Raw genomic sequence first — 15,871 nt, 5'->3', positions numbered from 1 at the left:
AGAACCGTGAACGAATTCGATGGAGCAGCGGTCCAGGCCACATCCGTGGACGTCGTCGTCATCGGCGCCGGACAGGCGGGCCTCTCGGCCGCCTTCCACCTGCGGCGCGCCGGCATGGAGCCGGACCGGGACTTCGTCGTGCTCGACCACGCCCCGCACGCGGGCGGCGCCTGGCAGTTCCGGTGGCCGTCCCTCACGTACGGGAAGGTGCACGGCATGCACGCGCTGCCCGGCATGGAGCTGACCGGCGCCGACCCGGCGCGCCCCTCCTCGGAGGTGATCGGCGCGTACTTCGACACGTACGAGCGGACCTTCGACCTGCGGGTCCACCGGCCCGTCGACGTCACCGCCGTCCACGAAGGCGACGGCGGGCGGCTGCTCGTCGAGACCTCCGAGGGCGTGTACGCCCCGCGCGCCCTGATCAACGCGACCGGCACCTGGGACCGCCCCTTCTGGCCCCGGTACCAGGGGCAGGAGACCTTCCGGGGCCGCCAGCTGCACACCTCCGGCTACCCGGGCCCCGAGGAGTTCGCCGGGAAGCGGGTGATCGTCGTCGGCGGCGGGGCCTCCGGGACCCAGCACCTCATGGAGATCGCCGACGTCGCCGCCGCGACGACCTGGGTGACCCGCAGCGAGCCCGTCTTCCGCGAGGGCCCCTTCGGGGAAGCCGAGGGCCGGGCGGCCGTGGCGCTCGTCGAGGAGCGCGTACGCCTCGGACTGCCGCCGCAGAGCGTCGTCTCGGTCACCGGCCTCCCGCTCAACGACGCGATCCGCGCGGCGCGCGAGCGCGGCGTCATGGACCGGCTGCCGATGTTCGACCGGATCACCCCGACCGGGGTGGCCTGGGACGACGGGCGGACCGTCGACGCGGACGTCATCCTGTGGGCGACCGGCTTCCGTGCCGCCATCGACCACCTGACGCCGCTGCGCCTGCGGGAGCCGGGCGGCGGCATCCGGGTGGAGGGCACGCGAGCGGTCCGCGACGAGCGCGTCCATCTCGTCGGCTACGGGCCCTCGGCCTCGACGATCGGCGCCAACCGCGCCGGCCGCGCGGCCGTCACCGACATCCGCCGCCTATTGACCCGCGAACCCGCCGCCGCGACGGCCTGAGACTTCGCGGACCGGTCCGCGGAACGCACGGACCGGCGGCCCGAGCGGACCTGCCCGAGCGGACCGGTCTGAGCGGACCGGCCCGCGCGAGGCGGCCCAAGCGGACCGACCCCGCCCTCGGACCCGCCCGAGCGGCCCTCAGCCGGCGCGTTCGGCGCGCCGGTTCGCGTTGAACTCCGCCACGTTCTCCTGGTGGAGCGCGTAGTCGGCCGTGAAGCGGGTGTCCCCCGGGGCCACGGTGACGAAGTACAGCCAGTCCCCGTCCGCCGGGCGGATCACCGCGTCCACCGCCTCCTCGCCCGGGTTCCCGATGGGTGTCGGCGGCAGCCCCTTCCGCTCGTACGTGTTGTACGGGCTGGCGCTCCTCGTGTCCGCCAGGGTCGTGTCGACGGTGCTGCGGCCCAGCGCGTAGTTCAGCGTCGAGTCCATCTGGAGGGCCATGCCCCGGGCGAGCCGGTTGTGCACGACCCGGGCGACCTTGGCCATGTCCTCGGGGCTGTCGGCCTCCGCCTGCACGATGCTGGCCGCGATCACCGCCTGGTACACGCTCATCCCGTACGCCCGCGCGCCCTCGGCGATCCGCTCGGTGCCGAACCGTTTGTTCGCGGTCTCCGCCATGTAGCGGAGGAGGCCTTCCGGGGTGGTGGCGGCCACGACCGGATAGGTGGCGGGGAAGAGGTAGCCCTCCGGGTTTCCGCCGGCCTCGGCGGGGATCGGGAGGGCGGCGCCCGGCACGGTCGCGGCCTTCCGCGCCGTTCCCTCGGGCAGGCCGAGCGCCCGGTCGACGGCCGTGTAGACCTGCCCCGACCGCCACCCTTCCGGGACGAGGAGGGTGCGGGGCTGTTCGACGGCCGGTTTGTCGCCCGGGAGCAGCAGGAGCGGGACGGAGATCGCGGCGGCCACGGCGACGACGGCGCCGAGCAGGAGTGCCAGGCGGCCGCGGCGGGTGAGCCGGGCGCGGCGGGGCGGCCGGGGAAGTGAGGGGCGGCGTGGGGGTGCGGACGGCGACGACTGCCGGTACGTCATGGCCGCACGCTAACCCGCCTCGTACGGGATTCCGGGGAGCCCCGCGCACGCGGCGGCGCCGCCGGTCCCCTGGGACGGGGAACCGACGGCGCCGGACACTGCGATCGTCAGACGAGCCAACCCAGGAAGTGGAGGACGCCGGCGAGCAGATCGGTGATGACGTTCATAGTGGTGCTTCTCCTCGTACTGGTACATCAGTGGGACTGTGCGGTCGCGGTCTGCAGCCCGTCGCTCGCACTCCGTAATCCTCCGATGCCGTACGGGAGTTGGGCAACGATTCCCGGCACGATCACACGTTCTGGGGAACAACCGATCCCACGTTCGTTTGTTCGCCTTCCGGGGCGCCTTCGGCGGCATCCGTGACGTCGGCACCCGGCACGGCGGCCCGGGCGTCCCTGCGGACCAGGGCCGCGTACCGCCCGTCCCGGGCGAGCAACTCCTCGTGTGTCCCGCGCTCCGAGATCCGCCCCGCCTCCAGGACGACGATCTGATCGGCGTCGCGGACGGTGGAGAGCCGGTGGGCGATGGTGATGGTGGTCCGGCCGGCCGAGAGCGCGTCGATGGCCTGCTGCACGGCGTGCTCGGTGCGCGTGTCGAGGGCGCTGGTCGCCTCGTCGAGGATGAGCACCGGCGGGTCGCGCAGGATCGTGCGCGCGATGGCCAGCCGCTGCTTCTCGCCGCCCGAGAAGCGGTAGCCGCGCTCCCCGACGAGGGTGTCGTACCCCTCGGGCAGGGAGGCGATGTGGTCATGGATCTGCGCGGCGCGCGCGGCGGCCTCGATCTCCTCGTCGGTGGCGTCCGGCTTGGCGAAGCGCAGGTTGTCGGCGACGGAGGCGTGGAAGAGGTAGGTCTCCTGGGAGACGACGCCGACGGCCCGGGCGAGGGTGTCGAAGTCGAGGTCCCGCACGTCGACGCCGTCGAGGGCGACACGGCCGCCGGTGACGTCGTACAGCCGGGGGACGAGGTAGCTGAGGGTGGACTTCCCGGAGCCGGTGGGGCCGACGACGGCCAGGCTGCCGCCGGCGGGGACGGTGACGTCGATCCCGTCGAGGGTCGGGCGGCCCTGGCCCTCGGGGTCGTAGTGGAACGCGACCTCCTCGAAGCTCACCTCGCCGCGGACCTTCGCGAGCCGGACGGGCTCGGCGGGCTCGGTGATGTCGACGGGCAGGTCCAGGTATTCGAAGATGCGCTGGAAGAGGGCGAGCGAGGTCTGCATCTGCACGCCGGTGGAGAGCAGGCTCACGGCGGGCCGGAAGAGGCCCTGCTGGAGCGAGACGAAGGCGACGAGCGTGCCGAGCGATATCGCCTGGCCGCCCGACTGGAGCGCGAGGCCGGCGGCCCAGTAGATCAGGGCGGGCATGGCGGCCATGACGATGCCGATGGTGGACATGCGCCACCGTCCGGCCATGGAGGAGCGCACTTCGAGGTCGACGAGGCGCTCGGACTCCTCGGCGAAGGACCTGGTCAGGGAGTCCGCGCGGCCCATGGTGCGGCCGAGCAGGATGCCGCTCACCGAGAGGGACTCGGTGACGGTCGCGGCCATCGCGGCCATCTGCTTCTGGCGCTGCGTGGTGATCGCCTTGCGCTCGCGGCCGACGCGGCGGCTGATCCAGACGAAGACGGGCAGCAGGAGCAGGGAGACGACGGTGAGCCGCCAGTCGAGCGCGAGCATGGCGACGACGGTCGCGACGACGGCGGTGAGGTTGGAGACGAGCGAGGTGGCCGTGGAGGTCACGGTCGCCTGCATGCCGCCGATGTCGTTGGCGATGCGGGACTGGACCTCGCCCGTGCGCGTGCGCGTGAAGAAGGCGAGCGGCATCCGCTGGAGCTGCTCGTAGACCCCGGTGCGCAGGTCGTGCATGACGCGCTGGCCGACGGTGGTGGAGATCAGTGTCTGGAGCACGCCGAAGACGCTGGTCAGGACGGCGGTGGCGATCATGCCGAGGGCGAGGAGGCTCAGCAGCCCCGTGCGGCCCTGCGGGATCGCGGTGTCCAGGATCTCCCTGAGCAGGAACGGCGAGGCGACCGAGACCAGCGAGGCGGCGCCGACGAGGAGGCCGACGAGCACCAGGCGGGCGCGGTAGGGATGGAAGAGCCGCAGGATGCGCCGCAGCTGTGCGGGCTCCTTGGGCTGGGCGGAGTCGCGGGGCGGGGGCGTCCAGTCGGACTGGTCGTGGGGGCGCATGGCTCCTTCGGGAGACGGACTTCGACGGGCGATGAAGACCCTAGCTCATTGTTACCTATACTCACAATGAACCAGGTCCTGATATTGTTCCCGGCATGAGCACCTCCGACCTCCCGAGCGGCCCCGACCACCGGTTCAGCGGAACCGACGCCGATGCCGACGGGGTCCTCGCCGAGCAGTTGCTGCGGCTCACCCGGCGCCTGCACCGCATCCAGAAGCACCACTTGGCGCCGGTCGGCATCACCCCCGCGCAGTCCCGGCTCCTGCGCACGGTCGCGCACTTCGGGGAGCCGCCCCGGATGGCCGACCTCGCGACCCGGCTCGAAGTCGTCCCGAGGGCCGTGACCAGCGTCGTCGACGGCCTGGAGACGGGCGGCCGGGTGCGCCGGGTCCCGGATCCGAGCAACCGCCGCGTGGTCCGGATCGAGCTCACCGACGCGGGGCGCGCCACGCTGCGGGAGCTGCGCAGCGCGCGCCGGGCGGCCGCAGAGGACATCCTTGCTCCATTGACCGTCGATCAGCGCGAGGTGCTCGGAGGTCTGCTGTCCGCTCTGGTCGACCGCGTCCCGGAGAGCGGCTGCTGATCCCCCGGGCACGGGGACGCGCCGAAGGGGAGCCGTGCCATGCCGCTGCTGGAACCGAACCCGCAGGCCCTTCGCTCCGGTACGAAGCGGAGTCCGGCGCCGGACCGGGTTCCCGATCTCCAGTCGCGGGGCACGCCGCGGCGGCTGCGTGAGGAGCTGACCGAGCTCCTCGGCGCGGAGAAGGTCCTGTCGGGCCTCTCCGACCTGGTCCGTTACGCCTCCGACGCCAGCCCGTACCGTTTCGTCCCGCAGGTCGTCGTGGTCGCCGAGGACCTCGACGACATCTCCGCCGTCCTGTCGTACGCGCACGGCCAGGGCCGCGAGGTCGTCTTCCGGGCCGCCGGGACCAGTCTCAACGGCCAGGCGCAGGGCGAGGACATCCTCGTCGACGTCCGCCGCCACTGGGCGGGCGTCGAGGTCCTGGACGGCGGCGCCCGCGCCCGGATCCGCCCCGGCACCACCGTGGTCCGGGCAAACGCGGCGCTCGCGCCGCACGGGCGGGTCCTGGGGCCCGATCCGGCCAGCGCGATCGCCTGCACGCTCGGCGGGGTCGTCGCCAACAACGCCTCGGGGATGACCGCGGGGACCACCCGGAACTCGTACCGGACACTGGCCTCGCTCACCTTCGTCCTGCCGTCCGGGACGGTGGTCGACACGGCCCACCCCGCGGCCGACGAGGAGCTCGCGCGCGCCGAGCCGAGGCTGTGCGCGGGGCTGATGGCCCTGAAGGCGGAGATCGAGGCGGACGCCGAGCTCACGGCCCGGATCCGGGCCAAGCACGCCATCAAGAACACCAACGGCTACCGGCTCGACGCCTTCCTGGACGGCTCCACGCCGGCGCGGATCCTGCGGGGCCTGATGGTCGGCTCCGAGGGCACCTTCGGGTTCATCGCCGAGACCGTCTTCGACACCCTCCCGTTGGACCGCGAGATCTCCACCGCCCTGCTCTTCTTCCCTTCGCTGCCGGCCGCCGCGGCGGCCGTGCCGCTGTTCAACGAGGCCGGGGCGCTCGCCGTCGAGCTGATGGACGGCAACACGCTGCGGGCCTCGGTCAGTGTCTCCGGGGTGCCGGCGGACTGGGCGGAGCTGCCCAAGGAGACGGCGGCGCTCCTGGTGGAGTTCCGCGCCCCGGACGCGGCGGCGCGCGAGGCGTACGAACGGGCGGCGGGCGCGGTCCTGGCCGGTCTCGACCTGGTCGCCCCGGTGGCCTCCGTGGAGAACGCGTTCACCCGCGACCCGAAGAGGATCAACGGCTACTGGAAGGCCCGCAAGGCGTTCGTGACGGCCGTCGGCGGCTCGCGGCCGTCGGGGACGACCCTGATCACCGAGGACTTCGCGGTGCCGCCGGACCGGCTGGCGGAGGCCTGCGCCGAGCTGCTCGACCTCCAGTCCCGGCACGGCTTCGACGCGGCCGTCGCCGGCCACGCGGCCCACGGCAACCTCCACTTCCTTCTCGCCTTCGACGCCGGGAACCCCGCCGACGTCGAGCGGTACGCGGCCTTCATGGACGAGTTCTGCAAGCTGACCGTGGAGCGGTTCGACGGCTCGCTGAAGGCCGAGCACGCCACCGGACGCAACATCGCGCCGTTCCTGGAGCTGGAGTGGGGCACGAAGGCGACCGAGCTGATGTGGCGGGTCAAGGAGGTCATCGACCCCGACGGGGTCCTCGCCCCCAGGATCGTCCTCGACCGCGACCCGCAGGCCCACCTGCGCGGCCTGAAGACCATCCCCAAGGTCGAAGCGATCGCCGACCCCTGTATCGAGTGCGGCTTCTGCGAACCGACGTGCCCCAGCCACGACCTGACGACCACTCCGCGCCAGCGGATCGTGCTGCGCCGCGAGATGATGCGCCAGCCGGACGGCTCCGCCGTCGAGGCCCGCCTCCTGGAGGCGTACGGCTACGACGCCGTCGACACCTGCGCCGGCGACTCCACCTGCAAGCTGGCCTGCCCGGTCGGCATCGACACGGGCGCGCTCATGAAGGAGTTCCGCCACGAGCGGCACTCTCGCCGCGAAGAGAGGCTCGCCGCCCTCACCGCGAAGAACTTCCGCGCGGTGGAGGCCTCGGCGCGGCTCGCCGTGGCCGCCGCGGACCGGATCGGGGACCGGGTCCTGGAGCGGCTGACCGGCCTGGCGCGCAAGGCCGTCCGCCCCGACCTCGTACCGGCGCGGCTGCCCGAGATCCCCGGCGCCGCCGCGCGCCGCCTGCCCCGCACCCACCGCCCCGCCGCCTTCGCCGTCTACTACCCCGCCTGCGTCAACCGCATCTTCGCGGGGCCCGACGGCGCCAGCGGCCCCTCCCTGCCGGAGGCCGTCGTCGCTCTGTCGGCGCGGGCCGGGAAACCGGTGTGGATCCCCGACGACGTGGCGGGAACGTGCTGCGCCACCATCTGGCACTCCAAGGGGTACGAGCGGGGCAACAAGGTGATGGCCAACCGGATCGTGGAAGCGGCTTGGGGGTGGACCGCCGGCGGAAAGCTCCCCCTCGTCGTCGACGCCTCCTCGTGCACGCTCGGCATCGCGCACGAGGTCGTCCCCTACCTCACCGACGACAACCGCGAACTGCACGCCGAGCTCACCGTCCTCGACTCCCTCGTCTGGGCCGCCGACGAGCTGCTCCCCCGGCTCGACGTGCGCCGACGGGTCACCTCCGCCGTCGTCCATCCGACCTGCTCCATGCGCCACCTCGGCGACGAGGAGCAGCTGACCAGGCTCGCCGAGGCGTGCGCCGAGGAGGTCGTCGTCCCCGCCGACGCGGGCTGCTGCGCCTTCGCGGGCGATCGCGGGATGCTCCACCCCGAGCTGACCGCCTCGGCCACCGCCCGCGAGGCCGCCGAGGTGACGGCCCGTACCTTCGACGTGCATGTGTCGGCCAACCGGATGTGCGAGATCGGGATGGACCGGGCGACCGGCCGGAGCTACCGGTCGGTGCTGCTCTCCCTGGAGCGCGCGACCCGGCCCTGACCCCTCGTCAGCCTCCGGGCTTCCCCTCCGGAGAGACCCCTCACCCCGGCCGGTGAGGGGTCCTTCGTATGTTCGGGTGACGGCCGGTGCACGGTACGACTCCACGCGATATCCGGAACAGTAAAGTCCAACTACCCGTCGCAAGAGTCCTATCCGCGCCCTTGCGCACCGTCGGTCACCGGGGCCAGGGTCCTGTGCGGGATTCATGAAACAGCCGTGCACACAGCTCCTGGAGGTTCCATGAAAGAGCAGGTACCGCCTACCCCGAGCCGCCGGAAGGTCCTCAAGACCACCGCCGGCGCGGCCGGCGCGGGTCTCGGCATCGCCGCCGTCGGCGCCCCGACCGCCCAGGCCGCCACCGGATCCGCCGCGACGACGTCCACGGCGACCGAGACTGCGGCGGAGACGGCGACACCGGCCGCGCCGAGGCGGCGCGGAGCGACCATGGCCGGGGTCGCCTTCGAGGGCCGTTCCACGGTCCGTGTCGGGATCATCGGCCTCGGCAACCGGGGCAACGGCATGATCGGTCTCTTCCTCGCGCTCCCCTGGGTGCGGGTGGTGGCCGTCTGCGACCCCGTGCGGGAGAAGGCCGAGCGGGCCGCCGCCAAGGTCGTCGCCGCCGGGCAGCCCACCCCCGCCGTGTACACCCACGGCGAGGACGACTACGAGAACCTCTGCGCCCGCTCCGACCTCGACTTCGTGTACGTGGCCACGCCCTGGGACGCCCACTTCCCGATGGCCCGGGCGGCGATGCTGAACGGCAAGCACGTCGGCGTCGAGTGTCCGATCGCGATGCGGCTCGACGAGCTCTGGGAACTGGTCGACCTGTCCGAGCAGACCCGTCGCCACTGCATGCAGCTGGAGAACTGCTGCTACGGGCGGAACGAGATGCGGGTCCTGCGCATGGCGCACGCCGGCAAGTTCGGCCAACTGCTGCACGGCGCGGGGGCGTACAACCACGACCTTCGCGGCCTGATGTTCTCGCCGACGTACTACGAGGGTCCGTGGCGCCGGCTGTGGCACACGAAGCTGCGCGGCGACCTCTACCCGAACCACGGTTTCGGTCCCGTCGCCAACTACATGGACGTCAACCGGGGCGACCGGGTGGTGAGCATCAGCAGCTTCGGCACCCCGGCGCTCGGCCTGGCCGAGTACCGCGCGGAGCACATGCCGCCCGGCGACCCGAGCTGGAAGGAGACGTACATCGAGAGCGACCGGACGATCAGCATGGTCCAGACGGCCAAGGGCCGGGTGATCCGACTGGAGCACGACGTCTCCACCCCGCACCCGTACAGCCGGATCAACAGCCTGGGCGGGACGAGGGGCGTCTTCGAGGACTACCCGGCCCGGATCTACCTGGAGCCGGACCACACGAACGACCAGTGGGCCGACTTCTCGTCCTACGCCGCCGAGTTCGACCACTGGCTCTGGAAGGAACACGCCAACCCGCCCGGCGGCCACGGCGGCATGGACTACATCATGATCTACCGGCTGATGCAGTGCGTGCGGCTGGGGCTCGTGCCGGACTTCGACGTGTACGACGCCGCCACGTGGACGGCTCCGGTGCCGCTGAGCCACGCCTCGATCAAGGCGAAGGGCGCGCCCCAGGAGATCCCCGACTTCACGCGCGGCGAGTGGCGCAAGGCCCGCTCGGGCGTGGACTCGGCCAAGCCCTCCTGAGCTGCACGGTGCCCGGTCCCCGTACGCGGGGGCCGGGCACCGTCGTGTTCAGCAGCGCCGCCGGTCCTCGGTGAGCGTCCCCTGAACCGTCGTCAGGGTCCGGTCCCAGCATCCCGCGGAGCCGTACAGCCGGTAGCGCTCGGTCGTGGTGCCGACCGCGTGCCGCTGGTCGCGCGGGACACCGGTGGTGTAGGTCGCGTCCCCGGTGTACGTGTCGTCCAGGCGCGACCAGGAGAGGCGCCGGCCGTCGCGCAGGACGACGGTGTCGGCGCGGTCCCCGAGCGTGAGGACCGTCCGCAGCCGGTCGCCCGCGCCGATCGTCGTCTCGCCGTCCATGGTGTACCCGCGGTGGACGCGGGTGACGGTCCGGCCGCTGGTCACGGTCTCGTCGTCCGTCCAGCGCGCGGTGAAGGCGTCCGGGTTCTCGCCCTCGCCCCAGCGGTGGGCGGAGGTGTGGCCGACGGTCCGGTCGACGGTGGTGGCGACCCTGCCGTGCGAGGTGTTCAGGTGCCCGGCGACGGTGAGCCGGTGCCCGGCGCCGGTGTCGACGGTGTGCGGGACGGTTCCGGAAGCCGCCGTGTACACGGAGGAGTTGCGCGGGGCGCTCTCCTCGTGCCGGTCGAGCCCGCCGGTGACGACGCGGCTGCCCTCGTCCTGCCAGAGCAGCATGTTGGTGGGGACCGACCAGCCGCTCAGGCCGGCCGGGACGCCGGCGACCGAGACCTCCACGCGGTGGGCGCGGCCGTCGTTCAGGACGGCGGCGAAGGGCGTGAGGTCGTAGACGATCGGCTGGACGTCGAAGGCGCGCGGGCCGGGGGTGACGTACCAGAGGAATGGATTGGACCAGCCGCCGGTCCAGACCGTGGGGAAGGGAGCCGCGATGCCCGCGAGCCGGCCGTCCACGGAGACGCGGACCTCGCGGTGCGGGCCGTCGGTCGCCCGGCAGGAGTACGGGGCCGTGTCGGGGACGGAGAGGTACCAGTACTCCTCGCAGCCGCCGCCGGAGCCGGTGGCGTACACCTCGGCGAGCAGCCGTTCGGTGTTGCGCGGGGTGGTGAGGGTGGAGCCGGTGAGGGGGATCACCCGGTCGGGGGTTCCGGCGGCGGGTTTCACGCGGCCCTCGGCGGTGTGGAAGGTGAGGGTGACCCGGACGTCGAGGACGCCGGTGTACGTCTCGTTCACGACATTGCCGATGAGCATCTCGACGGGCTGCGGGCGGCTGAGGGTGTCGCGGTAGCGCGTGACGTCCTTCTCGACGGACCAGGTGATGCCGTCGGGTGAGGGCTGGGGCGTGGAGGTGCGGAGGATCTCCACGCCTCCGACGGTGACGTAGCCGAGGCGGTCGTACTGACGGCCCTTGACGCTTCCTTCGAGGCGGAGGACGACCTTGTTCCAGCGGGTGCCGCACTCCTTCGGCGGGGTGTATCCGCCCTGGTACGGGGTGAAGTCGCGGAACTGGGCGGCGGCGAGGGTGACCTCGCAGCTGCGGGTGCCGGGTGTCTCGACGGGCGGGGCGGCGGTGACCGGGTCGTGCCAGTCGCTGGTGAACTCGGCAGGGGGCGTCGGGCCGTTCGGACCGTCGGCGGCGGCCGGGTGGGCGGTGAGCAGCGCTCCGGCGGCGAGGACCAACCCGCTGAGCATGCTCATGATCTTGAGTGATCTCATGGGGCGGAAGTGAAGCGCGGTCACCACGGCTCGGTCCAGAGGACGATGAGCGGACATGGCGCGATCTGTCCCCTCAGGGGGAAAATCGATTGCCGCGCCACGGGGAAAAAGCGAACCTTGCACGGTTTCCCCTCCGCCGTCGCACCCCCGGCGCGCGATCCACCAGACAGACCCGGAGACCCTGGGACGCCATGCAGATTCGAGATCTTCCCTACGCCGACCCAGGGGTCCCCGACGTCCGCTCGGGCACCCGGTTCCTCCTCTGGCTCGGCCGCAACCAGCTCGGCGGGCAGGTGAAGGCCCTCCTCTGGGGGCTGCTCCTCCAGCTGGGCATCGCCGGGCTGCCGCTCGGCGTCGGCGTCGCCGTACAGGCGGTCGTGGACCGTGACGGCGGGCGGCTCGGCCTCGCCGGTGGCCTGCTCGTGGCCTTCGGGCTCGCGATCGCGGTCGGCGACACGATGCTGCACCGGGTCGCCGTCACCAACTGGATCACCGCCGCCGCCCGGGTCCAGCAGCTCCTCTCCCGCAAGACCGCCGAGCTGGGGTCGGTGCTGACCCGGCGGGTCGCCGCGGGCGAGGTCGTATCCGTTTCCACGGGCGACGTCGAAAAAATTGGATGGTTCGTCGAGGCGCTGTCCCGGTTCGCCGCCGCGGCCCTCTCCCTGCTGATCGTCTGCGTGGCCCTCGTCGTCTACCAGCCCGACCTGGGCGTCGTCGTCGCCATCGGCGTCCCCGTCCTCGCCCTCGCCGTGCTGCCGCTCCTCCCCCGCGCGACCCGCCGGGCGGACGTCCAGCGCGAGAAGGCGGGCAAGGCGACGGAGCTGGCCTCCGACACCGTCGCCGGGCTCCGCGTCCTGCGCGGCATCGGCGGCGAGGAGCTGTTCCTCGGCCGCTACCGCGCCGCGTCCCAGGAGGTCCGCAAGGCCGCCGTGCACAGCGCGCGGATGTGGGCGCTGATCGCCGCGATCCAGGTCCTCCTGCCCGGCATCCTGCTCATCGTCGTGGTGGCGTACGGCGCGCGGCTCGCGCTCGACGGGCGGATCACGGTCGGTGAACTCATCACCGTCTACGGCGCCGTGGCCCTCACGCATCATCCGATGCGGAACTTCGAAGAGATCGCGATGGCCTTCTCCTTCTCCCGGCCGTCGGCGAAGCGGGCGGCCCGCGTCCTCGCGCTGACCCGCACCACGAGCACCACCGACGCCGAGGGCGAGGAGCGCAAGGCGACCGGCGATCTGTACGACCCGCTGACCGGGCTGCTCGCCCCGGCCGGCCGGTTCACCGCCGTCGTCTGCGGCGACCCGGACCTGGCCGGACGGCTCGCGGACCGGCTCGGCGGCCACCCGGCCGACGAGGACACCGAGGAGCGGGCCCACACCTCGGTCCTGCTCGGCGGGGTCCCGCTGGACGAGCTGCCGCTCGCGGACGCCCGTGCGGCCGTCCTCGTCCAGGACAAGGACCCGGTCCTGCTCTCGGGCACCCTCCGGGAACTCCTCGACGTGCCCTCGTCGGGCGCGGTCCGGGCCGAGGACGCGCTCGCCGCCGCCCAGTGCGGCGACGTCCTCGACGCGCTCGCCCAGGCCTCCGTCGACACCGACGGGGACCCGATGCGGACCCGGATCACCGAGCGGGGCCGGTCGCTCTCCGGCGGCCAGCGCCAGCGGCTCGCGCTCGCGCGCTCGCTGGTGACGGACCCGGAGGTGCTCGTCCTCGACGAGCCCACCTCGGCGGTCGACTCGCACACGGAGTCCCGGGTGGCGGACGGGATCGCCCGGCTGCGCGAAGGCGGGACCACCGTGGTCCTCGCCTCCTCGCCGCTGCTCCTGGACCGCGCCGACCGGGTCGTCCTGATCCACGAGGGCCAGGCGGTCGCCGTCGGCACCCACCGCGAACTCCTCGCCGTCGAGCCGCGCTACCGCGCGGTCGTCACCCGCGAGACGGACGAGGAGCTCGCCGGGGCGAGCGGCCGCCTGCACGACATCGACACGGACGAACTCGAAGCACTGGAAGGGGAAACGGCATGATCGGCCTGGCGCCACCGGAGTACGACCCGGCGGCCCCCACGACGGCGACGACGCTGCCCGTCGCGGCCGGCGCGACCGTACGGATCTACGTGCGGGAGCTGTTGCGCCGCCACCGCAGGGCGTTCGCGCTGCTCATCGGGGTGAACGCGGTCGCCGTGATCGCCTCGATGGTCGGCCCGTACCTCCTCGGTTCCGTGGTGGACGAGCTGAGCACCGGGGCCCGCGACCTCCATCTGGAGCGGACGGTCGCGCTGTTCGCGGTCGCCCTGCTCGTCCAGACGGTCTTCGTGCGGCTCGTCCGGCTGCGCGGGGCGATGCTCGGCGAGGAGATGCTCGCCGATCTGCGCGAGGACTTCCTCGTCCGTTCCGTGGGCCTGCCGCCCGGCGTCCTCGAACGGGCCGGGACGGGCGATCTGCTCTCCCGCATCACCACGGACATCGACCGGCTCGCCAACGCGATGCGCGAGGCCGTGCCCCAGCTGGCCATCGGTGTCGTCTGGGTGGGTCTGCTGCTCGGCGGGCTCGCGGTGACCGCGCCCCCGCTCGCGCTCGCGGCCCTGCTCGCGGCGCCGGTCCTCATCGTGGGCTGCCGGTGGTACTTCAAGCGGGCGCCCTCCGCGTACCGCTCGGAGTCCGCGGGGTACGCGGCGGTGGCCGCCGCGCTGGCCGAGACGGTCGACGCGGGCCGCACCGTGGAGTCGCACCGCCTCGGCGCACGGCGGATCGCCCTCTCCGACCGGCGCGTCACCGAGTGGGTCGCGTGGGAGAGGTACACGCTCTTCCTGCGGTCGGTGCTCTTCCCGGTCGTCACGCTCACGCACACGACGGTGCTGTGCGGCGTCCTCCTCCTCGGCGGGGTCTTCGTCTTCCAGGGCTGGATCGACGTGGGCCAGCTGACGACGGGCGCGCTGCTCGCCCAGATGCTGGTGGACCCGATCGGGATCGTCCTCCGCTGGTACGACGAGCTCCAGGTCGCGCAGGTCTCGCTGGGCCGGCTCGTCGGCGTCCGGGACATCGAACCGGCCGCGGGTGACCACGCGGTACGGCCGGACGGGCGCGACGTCCGCGCGGACGAGGTCCGGTTCGGCTACCGCGAGGGCGTCGACGTGCTGCACGAGGTGTCGCTGAAGGTGGCGCCGGGCACCCGGCTCGCCCTGGTGGGCCCGTCGGGCGCGGGCAAGTCCACGCTCGGCCGGCTGCTCGCGGGCATCTACGCCCCGCGGACGGGCTCGGTCACCCTCGGCGCCGCCGAGCTGGCGCGGATGCCCGCCGAGCGGGTCCGCGAGCACGTGGCCCTGGTCAATCAGGAGCACCACGTCTTCGTCGGCTCGCTCCGGGACAATCTGCTGCTCGCCCGGACCGGCGCCGCCGACGGCGAACTGTGGGAGGCCCTCTCCGCGGTGGACGCGGAGGGGTGGGCCCGGGGCCTCGACGAGGGCCTGGACACCGAGGTCGGCTCGGGCGGCCGTTCGCTCACGCCGGCACAGGCGCAGCAGGTCGCGCTCGCCCGGCTCGTCCTCGCGGACCCGCACACGCTGGTCCTGGACGAGGCGACCTCGCTGCTCGACCCGAGGGCGGCCCGGCACCTGGAGCGGTCCCTCGCCCGCGTGCTCGACGGGCGTACGGTCGTGGCCATCGCGCACCGGCTGCACACCGCGCACGACGCCGACCTGATCGCGGTGGTGGAGGCCGGCCGGATCAGCGAGCTCGGCAGCCACGACGAGCTGGTGGCGGCCGACGGGGCGTACGCGGCGCTGTGGCGGTCCTGGCACGGCTGATCCGCGCGGTGGGGGCGCGCCGGGCCGGCGCGCCCCCACCCCCTCGGCGGTTCAGTAGCCGATGGTGAACCGGCGCTGGACGAAGCGGGGCAGCTCCGCCTCGTCGACGAGCGCCACGGCGGCGTCCTCCGCCGAGACGCGGCTGCGCCCCTCGGCGTCCCGGACCGGCTGGTCCTCGCCGATGCGGAAGCGGCCGGTGCGCTCGCCGGGCGCGATGTCCTCGGCGGGGCTGAAGTAGGTCCACCGGCGGTTCGAGGTGCGCAGCACGTTCAGGGCGTCCCGGTGGCCGCGTACCGCCGCCGCGTAGGCGCGGGGCAACCTGACGGAGTCGAGGGTCTCGTGGAGTCGCTCCTCCGCGTCGGCGAGTACCAGTCCGGGCTCGATCTCCAGGCTGCCGGCGCCGCCGATGACGATCAGCCGGGTCCTGGGGTGGGTCTCCAGGGCCTTGAGCAGGGCGCGGGCCGCGGTGGCGTAGACGGTGGCGTCGGCGATGGAGCGCCGCACGGTGTCGGTGAGGTCGCGGGCGGCGTTGCCGGGCTGGAAGGCGCTGATCAGGACGTCGAGCCCGGGCAGGACGGCGGCGATGGCGTCGGGGTCGAGGACGTCGAGGCTCGCCCAGGTGACGTTCTCGCGGGTCTCACCGGCCGCCGCCTCGGTGGTGTCGCGGCCGAAGGCCCTGATGTGGTGCCCGCGGTCCAGGGCCTCCGCGACGACGCGGCTGCCGATGGTGCCGGTGGCTCCGATGACTCCGATGCGCATGACTCTCCCCTGTGATCACGTCCACGGCGCTCACGTGACGCCGTGCGAAAACTATACGCCGTGAAGTTCACGGCGTGCAGTTTTCCTACGCCCCTC

General features: G+C 73.1%; 10 protein-coding genes. 6 read left to right on the top strand and 4 right to left on the bottom strand.

Annotated features, from left to right (window positions below; translation table 11 throughout):
- The first annotated feature begins 6 nt into the window (after nt 1–6).
- Nucleotides 7–1,110 (top strand): NAD(P)-binding domain-containing protein, encoded by a 1,104-nt coding sequence (locus ACFWWU_RS06925; protein WP_384140040.1) that lies wholly within the window; start codon nt 7–9, stop codon nt 1,108–1,110.
- Between the two features lie 138 nt (nt 1,111–1,248).
- On the opposite strand, the gene mltG is transcribed toward ACFWWU_RS06925, so the two are convergent.
- Nucleotides 1,249–2,136, bottom strand: coding sequence for an endolytic transglycosylase MltG (gene mltG / locus ACFWWU_RS06920; RefSeq protein WP_384140037.1), 888 nt, complete (start codon nt 2,134–2,136; stop codon nt 1,249–1,251).
- Nucleotides 2,137–2,425: 289 nt separating this feature from the next.
- Entirely contained in the window at nt 2,426–4,321 is a 1,896-nt protein-coding gene (locus ACFWWU_RS06915; RefSeq protein WP_384140034.1) for an ABC transporter ATP-binding protein, read from the bottom strand.
- Nucleotides 4,322–4,416: 95 nt separating this feature from the next.
- Here ACFWWU_RS06915 and ACFWWU_RS06910 point away from each other — a divergent pair, with 95 nt between their 5' ends.
- From ACFWWU_RS06910 to ACFWWU_RS06900, 3 genes are all read left to right on the top strand, one after another.
- Complete coding sequence (locus ACFWWU_RS06910) at nt 4,417–4,905, top strand: MarR family winged helix-turn-helix transcriptional regulator (protein ID WP_384140031.1); 489 nt, start codon at nt 4,417–4,419, stop codon at nt 4,903–4,905.
- Between the two features lie 39 nt (nt 4,906–4,944).
- The gene (locus ACFWWU_RS06905) at nt 4,945–7,869 is read left to right on the top strand and encodes an FAD-binding and (Fe-S)-binding domain-containing protein (RefSeq protein ID WP_384140028.1); all 2,925 of its coding nucleotides are present in this window, start codon (nt 4,945–4,947) and stop codon (nt 7,867–7,869) included.
- Nucleotides 7,870–8,109: 240 nt separating this feature from the next.
- The gene (locus ACFWWU_RS06900) at nt 8,110–9,549 is read left to right on the top strand and encodes a Gfo/Idh/MocA family protein (protein ID WP_384140025.1); all 1,440 of its coding nucleotides are present in this window, start codon (nt 8,110–8,112) and stop codon (nt 9,547–9,549) included.
- A gap of 48 nt (nt 9,550–9,597) precedes the next feature.
- On the opposite strand, the gene ACFWWU_RS06895 is transcribed toward ACFWWU_RS06900, so the two are convergent.
- Nucleotides 9,598–11,214, bottom strand: a complete 1,617-nt coding sequence (locus ACFWWU_RS06895) for a peptide-N4-asparagine amidase (protein WP_384140023.1) — start codon at nt 11,212–11,214, stop codon at nt 9,598–9,600.
- 191 nt (nt 11,215–11,405) lie between these two features.
- On the opposite strand from ACFWWU_RS06895, the gene ACFWWU_RS06890 reads away from it, so the two are divergent.
- Together ACFWWU_RS06890 and ACFWWU_RS06885 are read left to right on the top strand one after the other, a co-directional pair.
- A complete protein-coding gene (locus tag ACFWWU_RS06890) occupies nt 11,406–13,238 on the top strand; it encodes an ABC transporter transmembrane domain-containing protein (RefSeq protein WP_384140020.1) in 1,833 nt (610 codons plus the stop codon).
- Nucleotides 13,235–15,016, top strand: coding sequence for an ABC transporter ATP-binding protein (locus ACFWWU_RS06885; RefSeq protein WP_384140017.1), 1,782 nt, complete (start codon nt 13,235–13,237; stop codon nt 15,014–15,016). The genes ACFWWU_RS06890 and ACFWWU_RS06885 overlap by 4 nt, the downstream gene beginning before the upstream one ends.
- A 51-nt stretch (nt 15,017–15,067) precedes the next feature.
- On the opposite strand, the gene ACFWWU_RS06880 is transcribed toward ACFWWU_RS06885, so the two are convergent.
- Entirely contained in the window at nt 15,068–15,775 is a 708-nt protein-coding gene (locus ACFWWU_RS06880; protein ID WP_384140014.1) for an NAD(P)-dependent oxidoreductase, read from the bottom strand.
- Between the last annotated feature and the right edge of the window lie 96 nt (nt 15,776–15,871).

The organism is Streptomyces sp. NPDC058650 (assembly GCF_042717315.1).
GTDB lineage: Bacteria > Actinomycetota > Actinomycetes > Streptomycetales > Streptomycetaceae > Streptomyces.
The sequence above is the reverse complement of the archived record's forward strand: the minus strand, read 5'-3'. Positions and strand labels throughout refer to the sequence as shown.

Bases quoted from the DNA above. Each gene is read 5' to 3' on its own strand.
- ACFWWU_RS06905 (WP_384140028.1), top strand. From the start codon at position 4,945: ATGCCGCTGCTGGAACCGAACCCGCAGGCCCTTCGCTCCGGTACGAAG.
- ACFWWU_RS06910 (WP_384140031.1), top strand. From the start codon at position 4,417: ATGAGCACCTCCGACCTCCCGAGCGGCCCCGACCACCGGTTCAGCGGA.
- mltG (WP_384140037.1), bottom strand. From the start codon at position 2,136: ATGACGTACCGGCAGTCGTCGCCGTCCGCACCCCCACGCCGCCCCTCA.
- ACFWWU_RS06900 (WP_384140025.1), top strand. From the start codon at position 8,110: ATGAAAGAGCAGGTACCGCCTACCCCGAGCCGCCGGAAGGTCCTCAAG.
- ACFWWU_RS06895 (WP_384140023.1), bottom strand. From the start codon at position 11,214: ATGAGATCACTCAAGATCATGAGCATGCTCAGCGGGTTGGTCCTCGCC.
- ACFWWU_RS06915 (WP_384140034.1), bottom strand. From the start codon at position 4,321: ATGCGCCCCCACGACCAGTCCGACTGGACGCCCCCGCCCCGCGACTCC.
- ACFWWU_RS06880 (WP_384140014.1), bottom strand. From the start codon at position 15,775: ATGCGCATCGGAGTCATCGGAGCCACCGGCACCATCGGCAGCCGCGTC.
- ACFWWU_RS06890 (WP_384140020.1), top strand. From the start codon at position 11,406: ATGCAGATTCGAGATCTTCCCTACGCCGACCCAGGGGTCCCCGACGTC.
- ACFWWU_RS06885 (WP_384140017.1), top strand. From the start codon at position 13,235: ATGATCGGCCTGGCGCCACCGGAGTACGACCCGGCGGCCCCCACGACG.